This is a genomic window from Paenibacillus sp. FSL H8-0332 (assembly GCF_037963835.1).
In the GTDB taxonomy this organism is placed as follows: domain Bacteria; phylum Bacillota; class Bacilli; order Paenibacillales; family Paenibacillaceae; genus Paenibacillus_AQ; species Paenibacillus_AQ rhizoplanae.
On record NZ_CP150145.1, the window covers coordinates 5,875,748 to 5,894,794 of the forward strand.

A 19,047-nucleotide genomic window follows, 5' to 3' on the forward strand; every position below is an offset into this window, starting at 1 on the left:
GTAAATTTAGGATTCAGGATTCAAGCCTGCTGCTTCAGCTTCACAAGCGCCCCTTCTGCCAGCAGAGCGAAATACTTGGCTGCCGGCAGGATGGCCGCCTCATCGACATCGAAGCAGGGATGATGCAGCGCATGGTTCGGGCCGGTTCCGATGTTCACAAAAGCACCCGGGATCTGCTGCAAATAATAAGCGAAATCCTCGCCGCCCATCTGCGGCGGAATATCATGTACCTCATAACCTGACTGTGCCGCGACCTCTTTGGTGAAGTCTGTCCATGCTCCGTGATTGACGGTAGCGGGCGGGCCGGGATACCAGTGCAGCTTCGCCTCTGCTCCGGCTGCGGCTGCAATCCCTTCTATGATCCTCGTCATTTGGGCCGGGATGCTGCTGCGGATCTCTTCGTTATAGGTACGTACTGTACCTTCCAGCTCCACCTTCTCCGGCAGGACATTCCAGGTGAAGCCCCCGTTGATCCGGGTCACACTGAGCACGACCGGCTCTTGCGTGTTATTCAGGCGGCTGACTACGGTTTGCAGCATTGTAATCATCTGCGCGGCAGTAACAATGGTGTCTACCCCTTTCTCCGGTGTAGCTGCGTGAGCGCCGACCCCTTTTACCGTAATCTCAAAGCGGTCTACCCCCGCCGTTAAAGCTCCCGTTCTTGTACCGAACGCCCCGTTAGGCAGGTCCGGAGAATTATGTAATCCGAAGATGGCCTCCACCCCGCTTAGCCCGCCGGATGCCAGTACGTCCTCCGCACCATGCCCCGTCTCTTCTGCCGGCTGGAACAGGATTCTGACCTTGCCCGGCAGTTCATGCTCACGCTGCTTCAGCAGGCTGGCCGCGCCCAGGATGACAGCGGTGTGGAAGTCATGGCCACAGGCATGCATGGCTCCCGGAATTTCTGATGCGAAAGGCAGGCCCGTCTGCTCTTCAATCGGCAGGGCATCGATATCGCAACGGATCGCTACTATGCTGCCGTCACCTTGTCCAATCTCCGCTATAAGTCCGGTCTCCAGCGGGAGGTCCAGGATCGATATATTCTCTTCTGTCAGCCATTTACGCAGCTTCTCGGTGGTTTTATATTCCTGATTGCTAAGCTCCGGTTCACGGTGCAGGTTCCTCCGCACTTCGGTTAGCCGGGCTGCCAGTGCTTCTTCCGTCTCATGCTGTGGTCTCATAGACTTGTTCTTCCCCCTTCATTACGTATGCTCAATTCCTCTAATCCGCTCCAGTGCAGTCGCAAGGCTACTTAAGATATGCTCCCGCATTGCCCGCTCCGCACCCTCTTCATCCCTGGCTATGATTCTCTGCAGAATCACAAGATGCTCCTCATCCGCCTGCGTATTCCAGTCCCCGTGCAGAGAGACGTAACGACAATAACGGAGGGAACGGTCTCTTAGCTGGTTCAGCACCTTCTCAAAAGTCTTCAGCGCGCTGATCTCCCACAAGTAATCATGGAATTCGAAGCCATAGGATACAACATCCTGCTGATCCCCCATCTGGAAGGATTGCTTCAGCTTCTCCAGAATCAGCGTTAACTGCTGAATATCCTTAATGGTAGCGTTTCTGGCGGCGCTTCTGGCGATATGGCCTTCAAGCATGCTGCGGATCTGAAAGATCTCCTCGACCTCCTTAATCGTTAAGGGGGCTACACGCAGCCTGCCGTTAGGCTGGCGCACCAGGAAATCCTCATTCTCCAGCCGCTGAATCGCTTCCCGTAACGGAGTCCGGCTGACCCCGAGAAGTGCTGCCAGGCTCTCTTCGTTAACCGCCTGATCCGGCTCCAGCTCGCTGTCTATTATTTTTTGCTTAAGTGCATAGTAGGTATTATCCTTCGACAATCTTCGTGAACGCATTTCCATAGATTTCATTGCTCCTCGCCATTCATTTGCGGGTCGCCCGGTCAACTGTATAATTGTATACAATTATTAAAGATGAGAGATATTCAAGATAAAATGAAAGTATCGGTTGAAAATCTCTCTGTGCAATCAAGCTTTTTTCATACTATAATCCCATTATCCCCACTAGTCAAGTGTGTTTTATAGGGGAATCAATAATCGACACTAATTGGACAATTAAAGTCGTATTTTCACAAATTGATTTAATGATTTTTATGTTTGGGATTAGCCGTGACTCCAGAGAAGTTTTGGACTTCCGGCCGCTGTTGTCTGCAGATTTCATGATTTATACCGTTTTTAACGGTTGAAATCCGCAGACAAAGGCGGTCGCTACCGCTCCTCCAGTTCCAAAATTCCCCTCCGCCACTTTTCCCTTACCTTAAATAATTCAAGTTCATTCTATAGGGCACGGTCTTTTAAAATCTAACGTAAATGATGAATAACCCTCCTGCACCTATTAGGTGTGGAGGGTTATTCATCTTAATAAGTTTCAAATACTATCTCATCACTTGCCTCACTCTTCTTGAACGGGTGACTATATTCTTTGAGCCTAAATTGAATTCCCAAAATCTCATCAGGTAAGGGTGGAGAAATCATGTATTTATAAGATGCATGATCTGATCTGCTCCCACCATTAATCATTCGGCAGTCATATTGGTCATTAATATATAGTTCGTAATGGCTATGCTGATGAGATTTGGATTCAATTCCCTGCTCATTGTCCCAATCTATATTCAGTGTTAGCACACTTGCATTTGTGTATTGTTTCATCACTATTCTTTAACATATAATGGTTTAACTCAACATAAAAAAACCTCCTAATTAAGTACAGTTTGCACCATACACAATTAAGAGGTCTCGGAAGCCGCAATCCACGCTTACTTTATCAATAATTCAGCATTCACAAGCTTAGCAGGGCTCCGCCGCCGGATTCCCTGCCTCTTCCTTCGTACGGAAGGAAGACCCACAACCACATGTAGCGCTGGCGTTGGGGTTGTTAATGGTGAAGCCGCCGGTCATGCCGGATTCCTCGAAGTCGATCTCAAGACCGTTCAGGTAACGGATATCGTCTTTGCTGACGACCACCTTCAGACCCGAAACGTCCATGTAGATGTCCTGCTCGGTTTCGGCATCATCGAAGCCCATCGCGTACGAGAATCCGCTGCAACCCCCGGCGGTTACGCCCAGACGGAGGAACATGTTAGGCACTTCCTGCTCAGCCAGCATCGTCTTCAATTGGCCTGCTGCTGTTTCACTTATGTTAATCATAATGATAACCTCCCGGAGAATGAATTAGTTTGTTTATCAATCAGCCTTCCGGCTTCAAGTTAAGAACGGAGTGGCGAAACTTATAATGAATATGATGTAAATCATTTGCTGCGCCTCATAAATTCAGTATACTCCACTATTCTTCTGCCCTCAAGTCACAAACTCTCCGCTGATATGCAATTTATACCGGAAGTCCTGCGGTTTCTGGCGGTTGCTCCCCCTCAAGTAGAGGTTTATAATAAGAAAAGCGATAAAATAGTCTATTTTCAAAAAAATTCGGAAATTTGTCACGGAGGTTGCAGCTAACCTCTATTTATAATGCCGGCTGTTGCCGGATATGCTCAGGTACACGATTATGCGATGCAGTCGCCTCGCCAACCTTCAGGAGGAACTTATATGTCTACCCTTATTACACCCCACACAGATGCCCGGATGGCGAACATCATTGAGAAGGTTCGCGGCGGAGAACGATTGAATTTGGAAGACGGCGTTTATTTATATGAGAGTAAAGATCTTTTAACAATCGGACAGCTGGCCAATGAGGTCAATCTGCGAAAAAACGGGAATAAAGTCTATTTTATTGAAAATATGAGCCTCTATTTCACCAATGTCTGCGAATCCCGCTGCGCATTCTGCAATTTCCGCAAGGATGAAGGCGAAGAAGGGGCTTATACCCTTTCCGGTCAGGAAATGGTGCAATATGTCGAGCAGCATATTCATCCCGGCGTGCGCGAATTCCATATTGTCGGCGGTCATAATGATAATGTACCCTTCCAGTACTATGTTGATTCGCTTTCGGCCTTGAACGAGCGCTTCCCGGAGGTCACTCTCAAGGCTTACACTGCGGCAGAAATCGACTTCTTCACCCGCATCAGCGGACTCAGTATCCGTGAAGTGCTGGAGCAGCTGCGCGCCGCCGGATTGAAGACCCTTACCGGTGGAGGAGCAGAGATCCTGTCCGACCAGTACCGCAAAAAAATGCGCGTAGATAAGGCCAACGTTGAGGAGTATCTCGAAGTGCACCGGACGGCCCATCACCTCGGCATGAAGACACACACCACCATGCTGTACGGGTCCATTGAGTCCCGCGAGGACCGCATCCGTCATATGCTGCAAATTCGGGACCTGCAGGACGAGACCGGCGGATTCATGGTATTCATTCCGTTGTCCATGCAGCCAAAGAACAAGAATGCCGGCATTATGCGCCGCAACTCTGCTTACGAGGATCTGAAGACCATTGCGGTCAGCCGTCTGATGCTGGATAACTTCGACCACATCAAGGCTTACTTCATTAATATCGGGGCCCAGCTTACCCAGGTAGCTCTTAGCTTCGGAGCCTCTGATGTGCATGGTACCATCCTTAAGGAACGGATCAGCCACGCGGCTGGAGCATTGACACCAGAGGGACTGACCCGGGAAGAGCTGATCTGGCTCGTGAAGGGCGCCGGACGGATTCCGGTAGAGCGGGATACCTTCTATAACGAGATCAAGGTATACGAATAAGAAAAGAACAAGCTTACCTCAGCCTGTGAACGCAGAACTGCCTTGTCCATTATGTACCCGAAAGGAAGATCAGTTCGCATGAGAACCCTACTTGTCCTGGGCGGCGGCTACGGCGGTCTTGCCCTCATTCAGCAACTGCTGGATAATCATCTCCCTCTTGATTGGGAAATCATTCTGGTGGACCGGATGCCCTATCAGGGGATCAAGACCGAATATTATGCACTGGCCGCAGGCACCGTCACCGATTACCATCTGCGGATTCAATTCCCGGTACACCCCCGCCTGACCGTACGTTACGGGCAGGTGGGCTCCATTGATCTGGCGAGCAGGCTGGTCCTGCTCGATTCCGGGGAGCCGATAGCCTATGATATCCTGGCGATTGCCCTCGGCTGTACGGATAATTACCATAACATTCCGGGTGCAGAGGAATACACCTGCAGTATTCAGAGCTTCGCCGGAACCCGGGAAACTTACCGCCGGCTAAATGATGTGAAGCCTTATGGAACCGTCAACATCGTGGGCGGCGGGCTAAGCGGCGTAGAGATTGCTTCGGAGCTGCGGGAGAGCCGGCCGGATCTGAATATCTCGCTTATGGACCGGGGAGAACGTATTTTGTCTTCTTTTCCGGCCAAGCTGTCCAGGTATGTCGAGGAATGGTTCAGTGAGCATCAGGTGGAGACGATTGGCGGGGTGTCGGTCTCTCATGTAGAAAAGGATGCCATCTTCAATGGCACCCAGGGTATTCCTGCTGATGTTACGGTATGGACTGCCGGCATTCAGCCGGTGAAGGTCGTGCAGCAGCTTGAGCTTCCGAAGGACCGCGGAGGCAGGCTCATAGTGGGGGAATATTACAATATCGCTGATTATCCGGAGGTATATGTGATCGGAGACTGTGCCAGCCTGCCCTTTGCGCCCAGTGCACAGGCGGCGGGGGCCCAGGGCGAGCAGGTGGGCCAGATTATTCAGGCGCTATGGCGGGAGGAAACCCCGAAGCTGCATAAGATCAAGCTGAAGGGAACCCTCGGTTCACTCGGCAAAAATGCCGGCTTCGGCCTGATGGGCCGCCGCTCCGTCATGGGCCGGGTTCCACGCCTGCTGAAGAGCGGCGTCCTGTGGATGTCCAAACGCCATTTCGGCTGATAATCCCGGCTTGAATCCCGGCTTAGTCAATCTCCAGGCTGTCCCAGGCCTCTGCTTCTCTTATAGCGGCTTCAATAGCCTCTTCCAGAGCAGCGGGGGAATCGGCTTCAATGATCTCGCCATCAACCATGGCGAACGGCTGGAGGTAACACTCTCCGCAGTTGTTCAGACAGCCGTACTCCACTACATCATATTCAGGGTTTTGTTCCAGCTTAAGCTTGAGCGGTTCAGTGCCGTGGCCGATGTTGCTGGCACAGAATTCTATAATTGGTCTCATGATGATCTCCCTATTCTGCCTTAACCATTTTATTTTTTAACTTTTTGTACTATAATAAACATACGAAAGGAGTGATTGAGAAATGAGTGAGAACGTACAAAGCGCAACCATGTATGATGAAGTACTGGAAGTGCTCGATAAACTTCGTCCGTTCCTGCAGCGCGATGGCGGTGACGTGGAACTGATTGATGTTGAAGACGGCATCGTCAAGTTGAAGCTTATGGGTGCATGCGGCAGTTGCCCAAGCTCCACGATCACGCTAAAAGCCGGGATCGAACGCGCCCTGATTGAAGAAGTAGAAGGCGTGGAAGAAGTCGTTCAGGTATTCTAATCCCGTTTCATAACCATCCCGGCCTCCGCTAAGAGGCCGGGATTTTTTTTATTATAGTGGATTTCGCCTGTAGGATCAACCTTCTGGCTATTTCAAAAAAAAACCAGAAGCCGCTCCGCCAGCCATCTCCGGCTACCGGGCTTCTTCTGGTCTTCTTAGGATTATTCAGCTTCCCTAAGCTTAAGCTTAGAATGCCGGAACAATCGCACCTTCATACTGCTTCTCGATGAACGCCTTCGCTTCCGGGGAAGTCAGCGCTGCTGCCAGCTTCTGGATCGCATCGGAGTCCTTATTGTCAGGACGGGCTACCAGCAGGTTGGCATATGGAGAATCTCCGCCTTCAATGAACAACGCATCCTTCGTTGGAGACAGCTTGGCATCCAGTGCGAAGTTGGTGTTAATCAGCGCCAGGTCCACTTCATCCAGCTGACGGGGCAGCATGGCTGCATCCAGCTCAATGATATCCAGCTTCTTAGCGTTCTCTGTGATATCCGCTTTGGTGGAAGCAATATCCGTATCATCCTTCAGCTTGATCAGACCGTTCTTCGCCAGCAGAATCAAGGCCCGGCCTCCGTTCGTCGCATCATTCGGAATCGCAACCTTGGCACCTTCTGCCAATTCGTCGATCGATTTGATCTTTTTGGAATAGGCACCAAATGGCTCTACATGAACAGCAGTTACAGATACGAGATCCGTACCGTTCTTGGTGTTCTGATCATCGAGATAAGGCTTGTGCTGGAAGAAGTTCGCATCGAGCTGCTTCTCAGCAAGCTGTGTATTGGGCAGGATATAATCCGAGAATTCTTTGATCTCCAGCTTAATGCCTTGGGCTTCAAGCTGCGGGGCAATCGCTTTGAGGATTTCCGCATGTGGTACAGCAGAAGCACCAATTACCAGGGTTACCGGGTCGGCAGCAGGCTCTGTAGCAGCCGCTTCTGTAGGTGCCTTTGTCGCAGCAGAGCTCGTGGCGTTATTCGCCTTGTTGTTTCCGCAAGCGGCAAGCACCAATACCAAGGTCAGGCTGAAGAATGTAAGCAGTACTTTTTTCATCTGTAAATCCCCCTCTAATCCATATGGTTTATTGAATAAGGCTATATGTGGACGTACCTTATTTCCGTGTAAAATGTCTTACCAGCCGGTCACCGGCCATTTGCAGCAGCTGCACCAGTATCACTATCAGAGCTACTGAGATAATCATGACTTCCTTCTCATAACGATAATATCCGTAACGGATCGCCAGGTCTCCCAGGCCGCCGCCGCCAATAAATCCCGCCATGGCAGTATACGAGACAATGGTCACTATAGTAATGGTTATTCCGGCAAGCAAGCCCGGACGAGCCTCCGGCAGCAAGACGCGCATGACGATCTGCCCGGTGGATGCCCCCATACCCTGCGCTGCTTCAATAATTCCCCGGTCAACCTCCCGCAGCGCCGTTTCCACCAGTCTGGCGAAAAAGGGAGCCGCACCGATCACCAGTGCCAGAATGGTTCCACGCACACCGATGGAGGTGCCCATAATGATCTTGCTGAGCGGAATCAGGGCGACCATTAGAATGATAAACGGAACGGAACGCAGGATATTTACGATGAACGATAATACCGAGTAAACACCTCTGATAATAACGTTATTTGATCCACCCCATAAATATAGCATAATTCCGAGCGGTAAACCAAGGATAATTGTGAATATTCCTGAAATAACAACCATGTTAAGTGTAGCCACCGTTGCATCGAGCATTTCTGCCCAATCAATCTTATTAAAATCCAGTCCGCCCATCAGGAAATCACCTCCACATCAAGACCCTGCGCTACTAACTCCGTGAGCGTGACTTCAACAGCATCGGCAGGTCCCTCGAACCGGACGATCAGCTGCCCGTAAGGAACATCCTTGATCGTTGAGATGGTGCCATGGAGAATGGCGAAATGAACCCCGGTTCTCTGAACTACCTGGGAGAGCGTGGACCCGTAAGTCTTTTGCCCGAGAAAAGTGATCTTTACCGACTTCGTATAGCCTGGCTGTACAGCATCAATCGCCTGCCGGAGCGGTCCGCCCGACTGAGTCTCACTGCGGATGAATTCTTTGGTAACCTCATGCTTCGGCTTCAGAAATACCTGGGCCACTTCACCCTGCTCCACAATTCCTCCGCCATGAATCACGGCAACGCGGTCGCAGATGCTCTGAATCACATGCATTTCATGGGTAATCAGCACGATGGTCAAATGAAATTTGCTGTTGATATCCATCAGCAGGTGCAGAATGGAGTCTGTCGTCTGCGGGTCAAGCGCCGAGGTCGCTTCATCGCATAACAGAACGTCCGGATCACTCGCCAGCGCCCGGGCAATCCCGACACGCTGCTTCTGTCCGCCGGATAGCTGGGCCGGGTACTTATTCCAGTGCTCCTCCAGTCCGACCAAGGCGAGCAGCTCCTTGACCTTTTGTTCAATCTCGGTTCTTCCAGCTCCGATCAGCCGCAGCGGAAACGCGATATTATCATAGACTGTAGCCGATGAGAGCAGATTGAAATGCTGAAATATCATCCCGATCTTGCGCCGCTGCTCCTGCAGCTGTCCCTGGCTGAGCGCTGTCAGCTCCACACCGTCCACCCACACCTCGCCCGCAGTCGGGCGCTCCAGCAGATTAATGCAGCGGATCAGCGTGCTTTTGCCGGCCCCGGAGTGACCGATCACCCCGAAGATTTCACCCTTCTTAATCGACAGGCTCAGCGCAGAAAGTGCAGTTGCCTGCTTACTGCCTTTGCCGTACACTTTGGTTATATCCTTCAATTCTATCAACCGCTGCGTCCCCCTTCTGTTCTAGCTTCCCTCATTGCAAAAAAGACCCCTTACGATCCGTGCAGATCGCAAGAGGCCCTGTGTGTATAATGACAATGCCTTCTCATCTGCCAAATACCCCGAATTGAAGGCATTGTAGGAATTAGCACCATGACATTTGGATGCAGCACTTAGCTGTATTCAAACCGGTTGCCGGGCTTCATCGGGCCTATCCCTCCGCCGCTCTCGATAAGATAAAAGTATGAAGTTATATATTCCGTATCCTGTCAGAAGTTAATGTATGCCTAAGTATATTCAGTTTCGAGTTTTTTGTCAAAGGTAAGTTTTTACGAACGGGCATGTCCGGATTTCAGGTCTGGGGCCGCTTTATTCTTGTGCCATTGTTCGTTACCGTACCTGTATGCGGCAGCCAGAGATTGGCATACCATCTCCAGGCTCTGCTTCAAATCCTCCAGATGGCTGTCGAGATCCTCCAGACGAATCTTGTCATGCAGTCCCTGGTGACGCTGCCAGAGATCGTCCGTCATCTCCGCGTTCATGTAATGGATCTCAGCGTTGCGCCGCTTGCGCAGATTCTCTACCGGCTCCCGGTAGGAGTTCCTGATTCGCTCCAGTTCGTCCGCCAGCGGATGGTGCGCCTGAAGCAGCTGAAATTGCCGCAGCACCGTGAAGTAAGAGAAATGCACCTTCACCTTGGCGGTATTGAGATTGTACAGATTATTCAGCACCGTGCCCAGCTTGTCCAGCAGCGAGAAGACACGAATGAAGCCATCCTTATAGAAATACACATATCTGGCGTACTCCCCCTGCTCGGTGGACGACATATCATCCATATAACCGGCAACCACTGACTTTCGGAAAAAGGCGGCTGCGAACCAGCTCTGCTCCAGCTCATCCAGGGAGGAGATCAGGCCGCGCGTCCAGATTTCCAGTTTGCGGTATTCATGGTCATGGTCTTCATGTGCCGCCATCTCCTTGCGCAGCATGGAGGCAGCCTTCGCCATGGACTCCATAGCTTCAGCCAGCACACCGCTATTCACGCGGGGCGGCTCTCCCAATAATGTCCGCAGCATATTTTGACCCTCCTTAAAGTTCACTTTTACACTAGAGGAAAATAACGGTTCCAGTTGCGGTCTACCCGCTTTGCAATATCCTCGCTCGGAGCCAGCTCCTCCGGGTATCCCGGCTTCATCCGGGCATCTATAATGATCGGCAGCGTATAGCTGACAGTGCCGCGGTGTACCTGGGCCGCCGAATAGATATCATCCGCCGGATTGAAGCGGGTGAATACGCTCCACAGGAATGAGGTCTGCGTGCTTACCGCTTCTTCCGCCTGATCGACCAGCACAATCAGCGGCCAGGCGGTCTCCCTCTCCTTGAAGACAGACACCAGCCGCTCCGGCAGCTCCGGGTCCTCTTCATAGGATGCACCGGAAACGGCTAAACATCCTCCGCAATAAGGCACAGCGGCGGTGATTGATGGAAGCAGACCCTCTGTATACGTCCTTGGCAGCTGACGGACCGGACTGCCGAGGCCCGCCAGCACCGCTTTGCTGCCGTGATTCAGCTTGCGGCCGGTATAATCCAGCGTATCCATGGAGGTATTGGCAAAGATCGTCAGATCCGATTGCGGGTTGAAGCGCTCAAGCACCGTTTCGAGCAGCTTAGGGAAATCGGTCAGCTCCACCTGAACATTTGTCAGCAGCAGGAATTTGGTTAAGGAGAGCTGGCCTTCCCCCAAAATACGAAACGCTGACACCATATACTCACGCGGATAGCTTTCCCTCACAACCGCTGAAGTCAGTGAATGTGAACCCGATTCGGAGTAGGACCATAAGGCTTTGACCGAAGGAATCAGCAGAGGATAGGCCGGAGCGAGCAGCCGCTGCAAATAATCCTTCAGATAATAGTCTTCCTGGCGCGGCTTGCCGGTGATGGTCGCCGGGAAGATGGCATCCTTGCGGTGCCACATCCGTTGAACATGCATGACCGGGAAATCATGCTGCATGGAATAGTAGCCGGACTGGCTGCCATACGGCCCTTCCGCTCTCCGCTCCAGCGGAGACACACGCCCCCGGATGGAGAACTCCGCCTCGGCCGGAATCTGGTGCCCGCCCAAGGGGTCCTTCACCATGGGGAGCTTGCCGCCCAGCATCAGCGAGGCCAGCAGCAGCTCTGGAATCCGTTCCGGAACCGGTGCCACTGCCGCAGCAATCAGGGCCGGCGGTCCGCCGATGAAGACAGACACCGGCAGGGTCTCGCCGAGAAGCTCTGCCTGCGAATGATGGAAGCCGCCGCCCTTATGAATCTGCCAGTGGATGCCTGTGGTGCTGTCGTCATACACCTGAATCCGGTACAATCCGAGATTATGATCCTTCGGGTTAGTGATATTCTCCGTATAGACCAGAGGAAGCGTGATGAACGCCCCGCCATCCTTAGGCCAGGCTGTAATCCGGGGCAGCTCCTTCAGAGGGTCACTGCTGCTGCAGACGCCGAGCACCGGAGCCTCTCCTTGCGGTATATTCTTGGTGCCTGCCCTCAGCAGCTCAAGCAGCACCGTCTTTTCCCGCCATACGCCGGCGGCGGAAGGCGGAATCAGCTGCTCCATCGCCGTTGTCAGCGACTTCAGCAGCTGCTCCGGTCTTGTCCCAAAGGCTTTGTTGACGCGCCGGACTGTACCGAACAGATTCGTAGCAACCGGGAACGGTGTTCCTTGCACGTTCGTGAACAGCAGTGCCGGGCCTTCCTCCTGCACCACCCGGCGGTGAATTTCGGCAAGCTCCAGATAAGGATCAACAGGCGTATCTATCACTGCCAGATCCTTATCCCTGCGGAGCTGCTCGATCCATTGTCGTAAATTACCGTAACGCACTATAGCCTTCCTCCTCAAACAGGACGTTATGCTTATCCCGTCCACCGTTGCCGTATGCTTATCACTTGCTGCTCCTGCCAGCTCCGCTTAATTGCCAGACCCTTACACTCATGTAGCACAGAACCCCGAAGAGCCCGGAGATCAGCACAATATGAGACATCGCAGCAAATATGTACAATTTTTCATTATTCAGTGTGTATACCACAGCCGCTCCGCTGAATACCTGCATCAGGCATAGCAGAACTGCCGCTACTCCCAGAGCCCTCAGTTCAGGCAGCTCCTTATACTTCCAGAAGGCCAGATGCCCAAGGATAGCCGTCAGCAGGAAAAGAATCGCCGCCGCCATCCGGTGCACGAATACGATTCCTACTCCGCCGCTCATCTCCGGAATCCATTGTCCGTTACACAGCGGCCAGCCTGAACATCCGCCCTGGGAGCTGGTGTGGCTTACATAGGCCCCAATGTAGACAACGATATATGAATATACTGCAGTAACCCAGGTTAAGTTGCGGAAGGCTGGGCGGACTTTGGGACTTCCCGTGCTGACACCCGCTCCTGGGGAGAATGTCCGCCGGGTCCCAAGCGCCAGCATCAGCGAACCGGCGAAGGCGATCAGCGAGAAGCCCATATGCAGGGCCATAACCGCGGCCGACTGCGATTTCACTACTGCAAGCGCTCCCATCCCGCCTTGAACGATGACGAAGATCAGGGTCAGCAGGGCATAGACCAGCAGATCCTTACGGTGCCTGGCATAACGCCAGAAGGCAACCATGGAAGCCAGGGACAGCAGGCCAGCCAGGCCGCTGAACAAGCGGTGTGTATATTCAATCAGAGAGCCGATCGTATAGGCCGGAATCAGCTTCCCGTGGCACAGCGGCCACTGATTTCCGCACTCCAGTCCCGAACCGGTCTTGGTCACCACAACCCCGCCGAACAGCGCCATGAACATAATGAGACAGGTCAGATAGCTGAGCCATTTTAATTGAAGTGTCGTCAATAATATCACCCGTATTGTATAGGAATGAGTAGCGTCAAAGGATAGAAAAAAAGCACCGCTTCTGCTCGGATAGGGCGAAAGCGGTGCTGCGGAATTACTTGTGAATGCTGAGATAAACGTCCAGCGCCGTATCAAGAAACTTCTCAATTTCCTCCCGGGACTTCCGGAGCTTGTTCACAAACCGGACCAGTTCCCGTCCATCAGTGTACGCGACAAAGCTAGGAATGCCCAGTATATTCTGTTCCTGGCTGACATCGCCTACAGCATCGACATCCACTTCGACCAGGGTAAGACGCTCAGCATATTTCTGTTCCACATCAGGCATGAACGGATCAATAAATTTGCAATCCACACACCAATCTGCCTTGAAGACTGCCACCGTCAGGCGCGGAGACTGAATTGCTACCTGGAACTGGGCAGGCGAGCTGATTTTGTCCATCAATTGACCATTCCCTTCTCTTAGAAAGTTCCACACGAAGCTTGCTCTTTAAGTGAATCAAAATGTACGGAATAAGTCAAACAATAATGACAAATCAAGACAATAGTCATATCATTATTCACCAGCGCGTACACGGGCCGGCTGCAATTTCATCAGAGGACCCAGCACCTTGCGCAGCGGACGGGGATAACCGGCAATCTCCTGGCTGCTGAGTACGCCCAGAATAATCAGGAGAACCAGATAGACAATCACGACTGCCGCTCCAACTACCAGACAGGTAATCAGGAAGGCCAGACGGGCCGGCATCAGATTAGTCATCAATAGGCCTGCTTCATTCAGACCATAGCCGATGCCTGCCGAGGCCAGGACCGCAATGGAGAAGCCTCCCCAGCGTTTGCCGAGAATGGCGAAGGGGACGATTTTTTTGAGCATCCGCAGATTAAGCAGCGTTATGACAATGAAACACAGGGCTGTGGAGCCGATAATGCCATAGATGCCGAACCACTGGCTGAACAAGAAGTTAGAACCAAACTTCACGAGGATACCAACAAGCACGTAATACATGGATATCCGCGATTTGCCCATTCCGAGCAGGATCGAGTTGGTAGTCATCATCGTAATCTGGAAAATAGTACCGAGCGTCAGCATCGCCACAATACCGCTGCCGTCCAGAGTTTTGAACAGCAGGCCATTAACGGAATAGGCAGCCACGACCAGTGAGAGCACAACCGGTGTGCCGGTCAGAATGGACACCCGCATGGCCAGTGTGATCTGGCGCTGCAGGTGCTGCTCATCTTTGCGGGCAAAGGCGGCAGATATAATCGGAATCAGCGATGCACTTAGGGCGATCGACAATACCGGAGGAATACCGGCAACGCTCTGTGCACGGCTACCGAAGATACTTAGGGCCCAGGTAGCCCGCTCCATCCCGATCTGACCGCTAAGCAGCGGTACAATAAAAGAAGTATCAATAAAGTTCACTACAGGCACAGTAACGGAGGATAATACAATCGGTATGGACAGCTTGAAAATATCCTTGTAAATCTTCAGAAGAGGCAGACGTGCTTCACTGGATTCATAAAGAGCAATCTTCTCCTCGCTGTTGCGCAGCTTCCTGGCATAATACAGCATCACGCCGAAGGCGCCGATACTGCCGAGCACACTGCCGAAGGATGCACCTGCCGCCATCCAGGTGTTACTGTATCCCTGGCGCAGCAGAATGAACGCAAGCAGAATGGCCGTGGATACCCGGGCAATCTGCTCGACAATCTGTGAAATGCCCCCGGCCATCATATTATTACGGCCCTGGAAATACCCGCGCATCATCGCGATTGCGGGGAACAACAGCAGCGCCGGAGCAATCGCCCGGATGGCCAGCGTACTCTCGGGAACCTTACTGTATTCTGCATAATACGGAGCGGCTATGTACAGCGCCACACTCATAAGCACACCAACAATTGCAGCAAAGATGAGAGCGGCCCGGTACACCTGCTGCGCTTCATGCGGGCGGTTCAGCGCGTAACGCTCGGACACCATTTTACTCAGTGTGCTGGGTATTCCGGCTGTCGCCAGCGGCAGCAGCAGCAAATATACATTATTAGCGATCGTAAATGATGCATTCCCTGTTGTATTGAATAGATGCTCCAGCGGCACCCGCTGGGCAAGCCCGAGGACACGTGCCACCAGCGCGGCGGCTGCCAGAATAAGCGTGCCTTTGACAAAGGATTCTTTCTTGGTGGACAAACTGTTTCGCCTTCTTCACAATAAATTTAAAACCGCCCGATCCAGATAAAGAAGAGGACGACCATAACAATCTGCAGAACAATCTTGACGACTGTACTGCTGAATAGCCCCAGCAGAGCGCCGAAGCTGACCTTCACCGCTTTGCCGGCCTTCTCGCCGGCAATCAGCTCGCCGATGAAGGCACCTACGAACGGGCCAATCAGCAGGCCAAACGCCGGAATCACAAATGGGCCGGCAATCAGACCGATGGTGCTGCCAATGACGGAGGCGCGGGAGCCGCCGAACTTTTTGACGCCCCAGGCCCCGACCACGTAATCGGCAATGAACAGAACAACAACGATCAGCGTCTGGGCAATCCAGAACCAGGGACCGAAGGAGTCGAAGGAAAAGAACCAGCCATATACAAAGAAAGCCAGGTAAATCGCAAGCGCCCCCGGCAGGATCGGATATACCGCCCCCGCCAGCCCGATTGCGAACAAAGCAATGATCAGAATCCAGCCCAGAATTGTCAATTCCCTCAACTCCTTAAGTTTGTTTCGATAGGTAAACTCATGTGATCTGGAATTCTCTAATGGTGTCGGTCGTAACTGCGGTGAATTTTGGCTTCCGGCCGCTGTTGTCACCAGATTTCTTAATTTAGTTAGCGGTGGAAATCCGGTGACAAAGGCGGTCGCTGACGCTCCTACAGCTCAAACTTCCCCTCCGTTACTCCCACGGTCATTATCTTTTCATGTATTACGTTAAACCTTTCCAAACCACTTTACTCGCCTCTCAGCCTAAGCCTGCTTGGATATGCGTCCGGCCGAGGTTCCGGCCTCTGTGAGGATGTACTTCTGGATCACTTCCGCGATCCCGTCTTCGTTGTTTGAAGCCACAACCGCATCCGCTTCCTGCTTAACAGTTTCCTGCGCATTGCCCATAGCCACTCCGAAGCCGGACTGCTGGATAGCTGCCAGGTCGTTGAGGCTGTCGCCTACGGCAACAACCTGGGACATGTTAATGCCCAGCAGCTTGCAGACTTCAAGTATGCCTGAAGCCTTGTTGACGCCCAGCGGATTAATCTCCAGGTTGAACGGCGAGGAGTTCGTGATCTCCAGCCCGCCCAGCTCCTGCAGCCGCATAAGCAGCTTATGACGGATATCGTTATCCTCGGTGGAATAGCCGAATTTCAGCCATTCTCTGCTGTCAATCTCCCCGTCCCAGCTATCCCGGTTGTACACTTCATCTACGGAGTAGGCCCAGAACCAGATATCGAATTCTTCAGCGATCTTGTGCATCTCTTTGACCAGTTCTACATCCATCAGGGACCGGCGGTACAGCTCATGAGGCGCACGCCAGACTTCACTTCCGTTGACCATAATCATCGGAGTATTCAGGCCAAGCTGTTCTGCATAAGGCATCGCACTACGCGAGGAGCGCCCGGTAGACAAGCAGACATGTACACCTGCCTCCATCGCTTTTTTGATCCATTCTACCGTAAGCGGGGTAATCTTCTGTTCGTCGTTCAGTAGGGTTCCATCCATATCCAAGGCTAGCAGGCGGTATTTGGCAGTCATTTGCCACCCCTCCATTCTTGGTTGCTCTTTCGTTTGAAGGCAACCGTATATTTGGTGTTCTCGCTAATCCATGTCCATCTTGACTATAATATCATCAGTTTGTTGCCGGAGTATTACCGGAAGTGTCACCGGAAGCAGCGCCATCATTTGGGTTCGCTGTTTTCAGGCTTTTCTTAGGCACACCGTCCAGCCCGTATTCCCAGTCATAAGCGTCGAAAATTTTACGTGCAACCGGAGCGGCACTATTAGAACCGAATCCCCCTTCCGGAATGACCACAGCGACCGCTAACTTAGGATTATTACGCGGGGCGAAGGCAATAAATACCCCGTTATCGCGCAATTGCCCTTTTCCCAGCTGCTGGGATGTACCTGTTTTGCGGGCAAAGTCATAAGGAAAATCGTTGAAGGCGGTAACCTTACTGTTCATGCCCTTTTTAATTTCTCTCCAAAAGGACTTGTCAAAGGTCGTCACTTCATCCAGAACCTCGCGCTCAAACTGCTTGACTACCTTGCCCTCTGAATCCGTGATCTTGCTGACAAGCTGCGGCTTGATCCGCACCCCTTCATTCGCAAGCGTCGAGGCATACTGGGCTAGCTGCAGCACCGTATAACGGCCCTGCTGTCCGAAGGAGGCATAGACCAGCGCGGCTTGCGCACTGCCCGCTGCCTTAGTATCTGTGTAGTTGATCTGTCCCAGGTATTCATTAGGGAGACCGCTCTGCGTAGATACGCCCAGGCCGAATTCCTTCATATACTTATCCCAGATATCAATGCCCTTACCCTTGTAATGCTCATAAAGCTTCTTGCCGATCATATCCACCATGAACACGTTGGAGGAATCTTCAATCGCCTTAGCCGGACCCATCCGGCCGTATACGTGACCCGAGGAATTGCGGACAGAGGATTTATCATCCTTACCGAAATAGGCTATCCCTTTGTCAGTGTACGTAGAGGAAGTGCTGAAGAAGCCTTCATTCAGACCAACCAGTACCGTCAGCGGCTTAATGGTGGAACCGAGCAGCACCGTGGAGCCGAATCCATGACCGGACAGGCCCGAAGAATACGGTGTGATCGTCCCGTTCTGGTAATTGCCCATGATCTTGTTCCAGGTGTCCGAATCCAGCTTCTCCGCTGTCCAGACATTGGTATCATAATCCGGCATACTGGCCATGGCCACGATATTGCCGGTATCGACTTCCATCGCCACCGCGTAGCCTGTCTTGGCGTCAGGATGAGTCTTGCCCTGTACAGAGTTGCGGTGCAGCCAATTAATCTGTTCGGTGATGGCCTGCTCCGTCTTAAGCTGAACATTCTTGTCAATCGTCATCCAGATATCATTACCCTTGACAGGCGGCACAACCTCTTCCACCTTCTCGGCCATGTTCTGCGGATTCACCGAGATGACCTGATAGCCGTTCTTGCCGCGCAGCTCCCGCTGATATTGCAGCTCCAGGCCGTCGAAGCCGACGAATTCATCGTCTTTATAATTCAGGCCGGGATCTGCGCTGATCTTCTTCATCGCACTCTGAATATTCTTGTAGATGTTGAGCGTGTTGGAGGATTTGAAGGGCTTGATATACCCGACCGTCTGCACGGCAACGGTATCCTTGTCATAATGACGCACGCCTTCTTCTACGATCTCAAGGCCGGGGAATTCGCTTTTATGCTCCATGAAATAAGCGATTTCCTTGGTGGTCAGACCGGTTTTGATCTTACGGGCCATATAGCCCGAATATTTCTTGAAATATAAATCCAGAGAATTAATCACTTCATTAACAGTCAGCTTCTCGCCGTTCGGGTCGCCATATTCGTCAAATTTCGCAACCAGATTATTCGCCAGTGCATACGCATTGGCCCTGGCCTCCGGCTTCAGCGAGCTGATTCCCGTCGCCTTATCCAGTGCCTTGGCTGTATATTCCTTAGTAAGCGTAACATACAGCGTTTGAACGGAGGTGGAGTAGGCAATTTGCTCGCCTGCGGCTGCACGGATGCCTCCACGGATGGAGGCAAGGGGTACACTTTTGGTATCCCGGCTGGTCTCCACCTCGGTCAGCGTGGGTCCTTCCACAAATTGAATAACTGCGAGACGAATAATAATGACACAAAAAATAACAAACGTGCTGAAGAAAAACACGTTAAGCCGCAGGCCAAGCGAGCTCTTGCTGTCCTTCTCTTCCGGGGGGGAGGCCTGCTTTCGGAAAACACCCACAGTTTTTCACTCCTCTA

18 protein-coding genes and 1 riboswitch are annotated in these 19,047 nt (G+C 52.2%); of the genes, 3 read left to right on the plus strand and 15 right to left on the minus strand.

The window, feature by feature from the left end:
• Positions 1 to 20: 20 nt before the first annotated feature.
• The 3 genes from NST43_RS25385 to NST43_RS25395 form a co-directional block, all read right to left on the minus strand.
• The gene (locus tag NST43_RS25385) at positions 21 to 1,181 is read right to left on the minus strand and encodes an amidohydrolase (protein ID WP_339220088.1); all 1,161 of its coding nucleotides are present in this window, start codon (positions 1,179 to 1,181) and stop codon (positions 21 to 23) included.
• Between the two features lie 21 nt (positions 1,182 to 1,202).
• Positions 1,203 to 1,865, minus strand: coding sequence for a GntR family transcriptional regulator (locus NST43_RS25390; protein WP_076161480.1), 663 nt, complete (start codon positions 1,863 to 1,865; stop codon positions 1,203 to 1,205).
• Positions 1,866 to 2,810: 945 nt separating this feature from the next.
• On the minus strand, positions 2,811 to 3,170 hold the full coding sequence (locus NST43_RS25395; RefSeq protein ID WP_339220090.1) for an iron-sulfur cluster assembly accessory protein: 360 nt from the start codon (positions 3,168 to 3,170) through the stop codon (positions 2,811 to 2,813).
• Positions 3,171 to 3,566: 396 nt separating this feature from the next.
• Here NST43_RS25395 and mqnE point away from each other — a divergent pair, with 396 nt between their 5' ends.
• On the plus strand, positions 3,567 to 4,673 hold the full coding sequence (gene mqnE / locus NST43_RS25400; RefSeq protein ID WP_339220091.1) for an aminofutalosine synthase MqnE: 1,107 nt from the start codon (positions 3,567 to 3,569) through the stop codon (positions 4,671 to 4,673).
• 78 nt (positions 4,674 to 4,751) lie between these two features.
• Positions 4,752 to 5,813, plus strand: coding sequence for an NAD(P)/FAD-dependent oxidoreductase (locus tag NST43_RS25405; protein ID WP_339220092.1), 1,062 nt, complete (start codon positions 4,752 to 4,754; stop codon positions 5,811 to 5,813).
• Positions 5,814 to 5,835: 22 nt separating this feature from the next.
• Here the strand turns inward: NST43_RS25405 and NST43_RS25410 are convergent, their stop codons facing one another.
• On the minus strand, positions 5,836 to 6,090 hold the full coding sequence (locus NST43_RS25410; protein ID WP_209993161.1) for a DUF1450 domain-containing protein: 255 nt from the start codon (positions 6,088 to 6,090) through the stop codon (positions 5,836 to 5,838).
• A gap of 82 nt (positions 6,091 to 6,172) precedes the next feature.
• Here NST43_RS25410 and NST43_RS25415 point away from each other — a divergent pair, with 82 nt between their 5' ends.
• Positions 6,173 to 6,421 carry a NifU family protein gene (locus NST43_RS25415; RefSeq protein ID WP_036701687.1) on the plus strand — a complete coding sequence of 83 codons (249 nt, stop codon included), beginning with the start codon at positions 6,173 to 6,175 and terminating at the stop codon, positions 6,419 to 6,421.
• 186 nt (positions 6,422 to 6,607) lie between these two features.
• On the opposite strand, the gene NST43_RS25420 is transcribed toward NST43_RS25415, so the two are convergent.
• The 11 genes from NST43_RS25420 to NST43_RS25470 form a co-directional block, all read right to left on the minus strand.
• Positions 6,608 to 7,471, minus strand: a complete 864-nt coding sequence (locus NST43_RS25420) for a MetQ/NlpA family ABC transporter substrate-binding protein (protein WP_209993162.1) — start codon at positions 7,469 to 7,471, stop codon at positions 6,608 to 6,610.
• A 58-nt stretch (positions 7,472 to 7,529) separates the two neighbouring features.
• A complete protein-coding gene (locus tag NST43_RS25425) occupies positions 7,530 to 8,198 on the minus strand; it encodes a methionine ABC transporter permease (RefSeq protein WP_339220094.1) in 669 nt (222 codons plus the stop codon).
• Complete coding sequence (locus NST43_RS25430; RefSeq protein WP_339220096.1) at positions 8,198 to 9,214, minus strand: methionine ABC transporter ATP-binding protein; 1,017 nt, start codon at positions 9,212 to 9,214, stop codon at positions 8,198 to 8,200. Before NST43_RS25430 ends, NST43_RS25425 begins: the two co-directional genes overlap by 1 nt.
• A 100-nt stretch (positions 9,215 to 9,314) precedes the next feature.
• Positions 9,315 to 9,449, minus strand: a riboswitch (SAM riboswitch).
• A gap of 91 nt (positions 9,450 to 9,540) precedes the next feature.
• The gene (locus NST43_RS25435; RefSeq protein ID WP_339220098.1) at positions 9,541 to 10,287 is read right to left on the minus strand and encodes a Cthe_2314 family HEPN domain-containing protein; all 747 of its coding nucleotides are present in this window, start codon (positions 10,285 to 10,287) and stop codon (positions 9,541 to 9,543) included.
• A 26-nt stretch (positions 10,288 to 10,313) separates the two neighbouring features.
• Positions 10,314 to 12,086 (minus strand): UbiD family decarboxylase, encoded by a 1,773-nt coding sequence (locus NST43_RS25440; protein WP_339220100.1) that lies wholly within the window; start codon positions 12,084 to 12,086, stop codon positions 10,314 to 10,316.
• A gap of 61 nt (positions 12,087 to 12,147) precedes the next feature.
• Positions 12,148 to 13,083 carry a COX15/CtaA family protein gene (locus NST43_RS25445; protein WP_339220101.1) on the minus strand — a complete coding sequence of 312 codons (936 nt, stop codon included), beginning with the start codon at positions 13,081 to 13,083 and terminating at the stop codon, positions 12,148 to 12,150.
• A 94-nt stretch (positions 13,084 to 13,177) separates the two neighbouring features.
• Positions 13,178 to 13,522, minus strand: a complete 345-nt coding sequence (locus NST43_RS25450) for a thioredoxin family protein (RefSeq protein ID WP_036722030.1) — start codon at positions 13,520 to 13,522, stop codon at positions 13,178 to 13,180.
• Positions 13,523 to 13,636: 114 nt separating this feature from the next.
• The gene (locus NST43_RS25455) at positions 13,637 to 15,265 is read right to left on the minus strand and encodes a polysaccharide biosynthesis protein (RefSeq protein WP_339220102.1); all 1,629 of its coding nucleotides are present in this window, start codon (positions 15,263 to 15,265) and stop codon (positions 13,637 to 13,639) included.
• A gap of 26 nt (positions 15,266 to 15,291) precedes the next feature.
• Positions 15,292 to 15,777, minus strand: a complete 486-nt coding sequence (locus NST43_RS25460; RefSeq protein ID WP_209993169.1) for a DUF456 family protein — start codon at positions 15,775 to 15,777, stop codon at positions 15,292 to 15,294.
• Positions 15,778 to 16,041: 264 nt separating this feature from the next.
• On the minus strand, positions 16,042 to 16,821 hold the full coding sequence (locus tag NST43_RS25465) for a Cof-type HAD-IIB family hydrolase (RefSeq protein ID WP_209993170.1): 780 nt from the start codon (positions 16,819 to 16,821) through the stop codon (positions 16,042 to 16,044).
• Positions 16,822 to 16,915: 94 nt separating this feature from the next.
• The gene (locus NST43_RS25470) at positions 16,916 to 19,030 is read right to left on the minus strand and encodes a penicillin-binding transpeptidase domain-containing protein (RefSeq protein WP_209993171.1); all 2,115 of its coding nucleotides are present in this window, start codon (positions 19,028 to 19,030) and stop codon (positions 16,916 to 16,918) included.
• Positions 19,031 to 19,047: the final 17 nt, after the last annotated feature.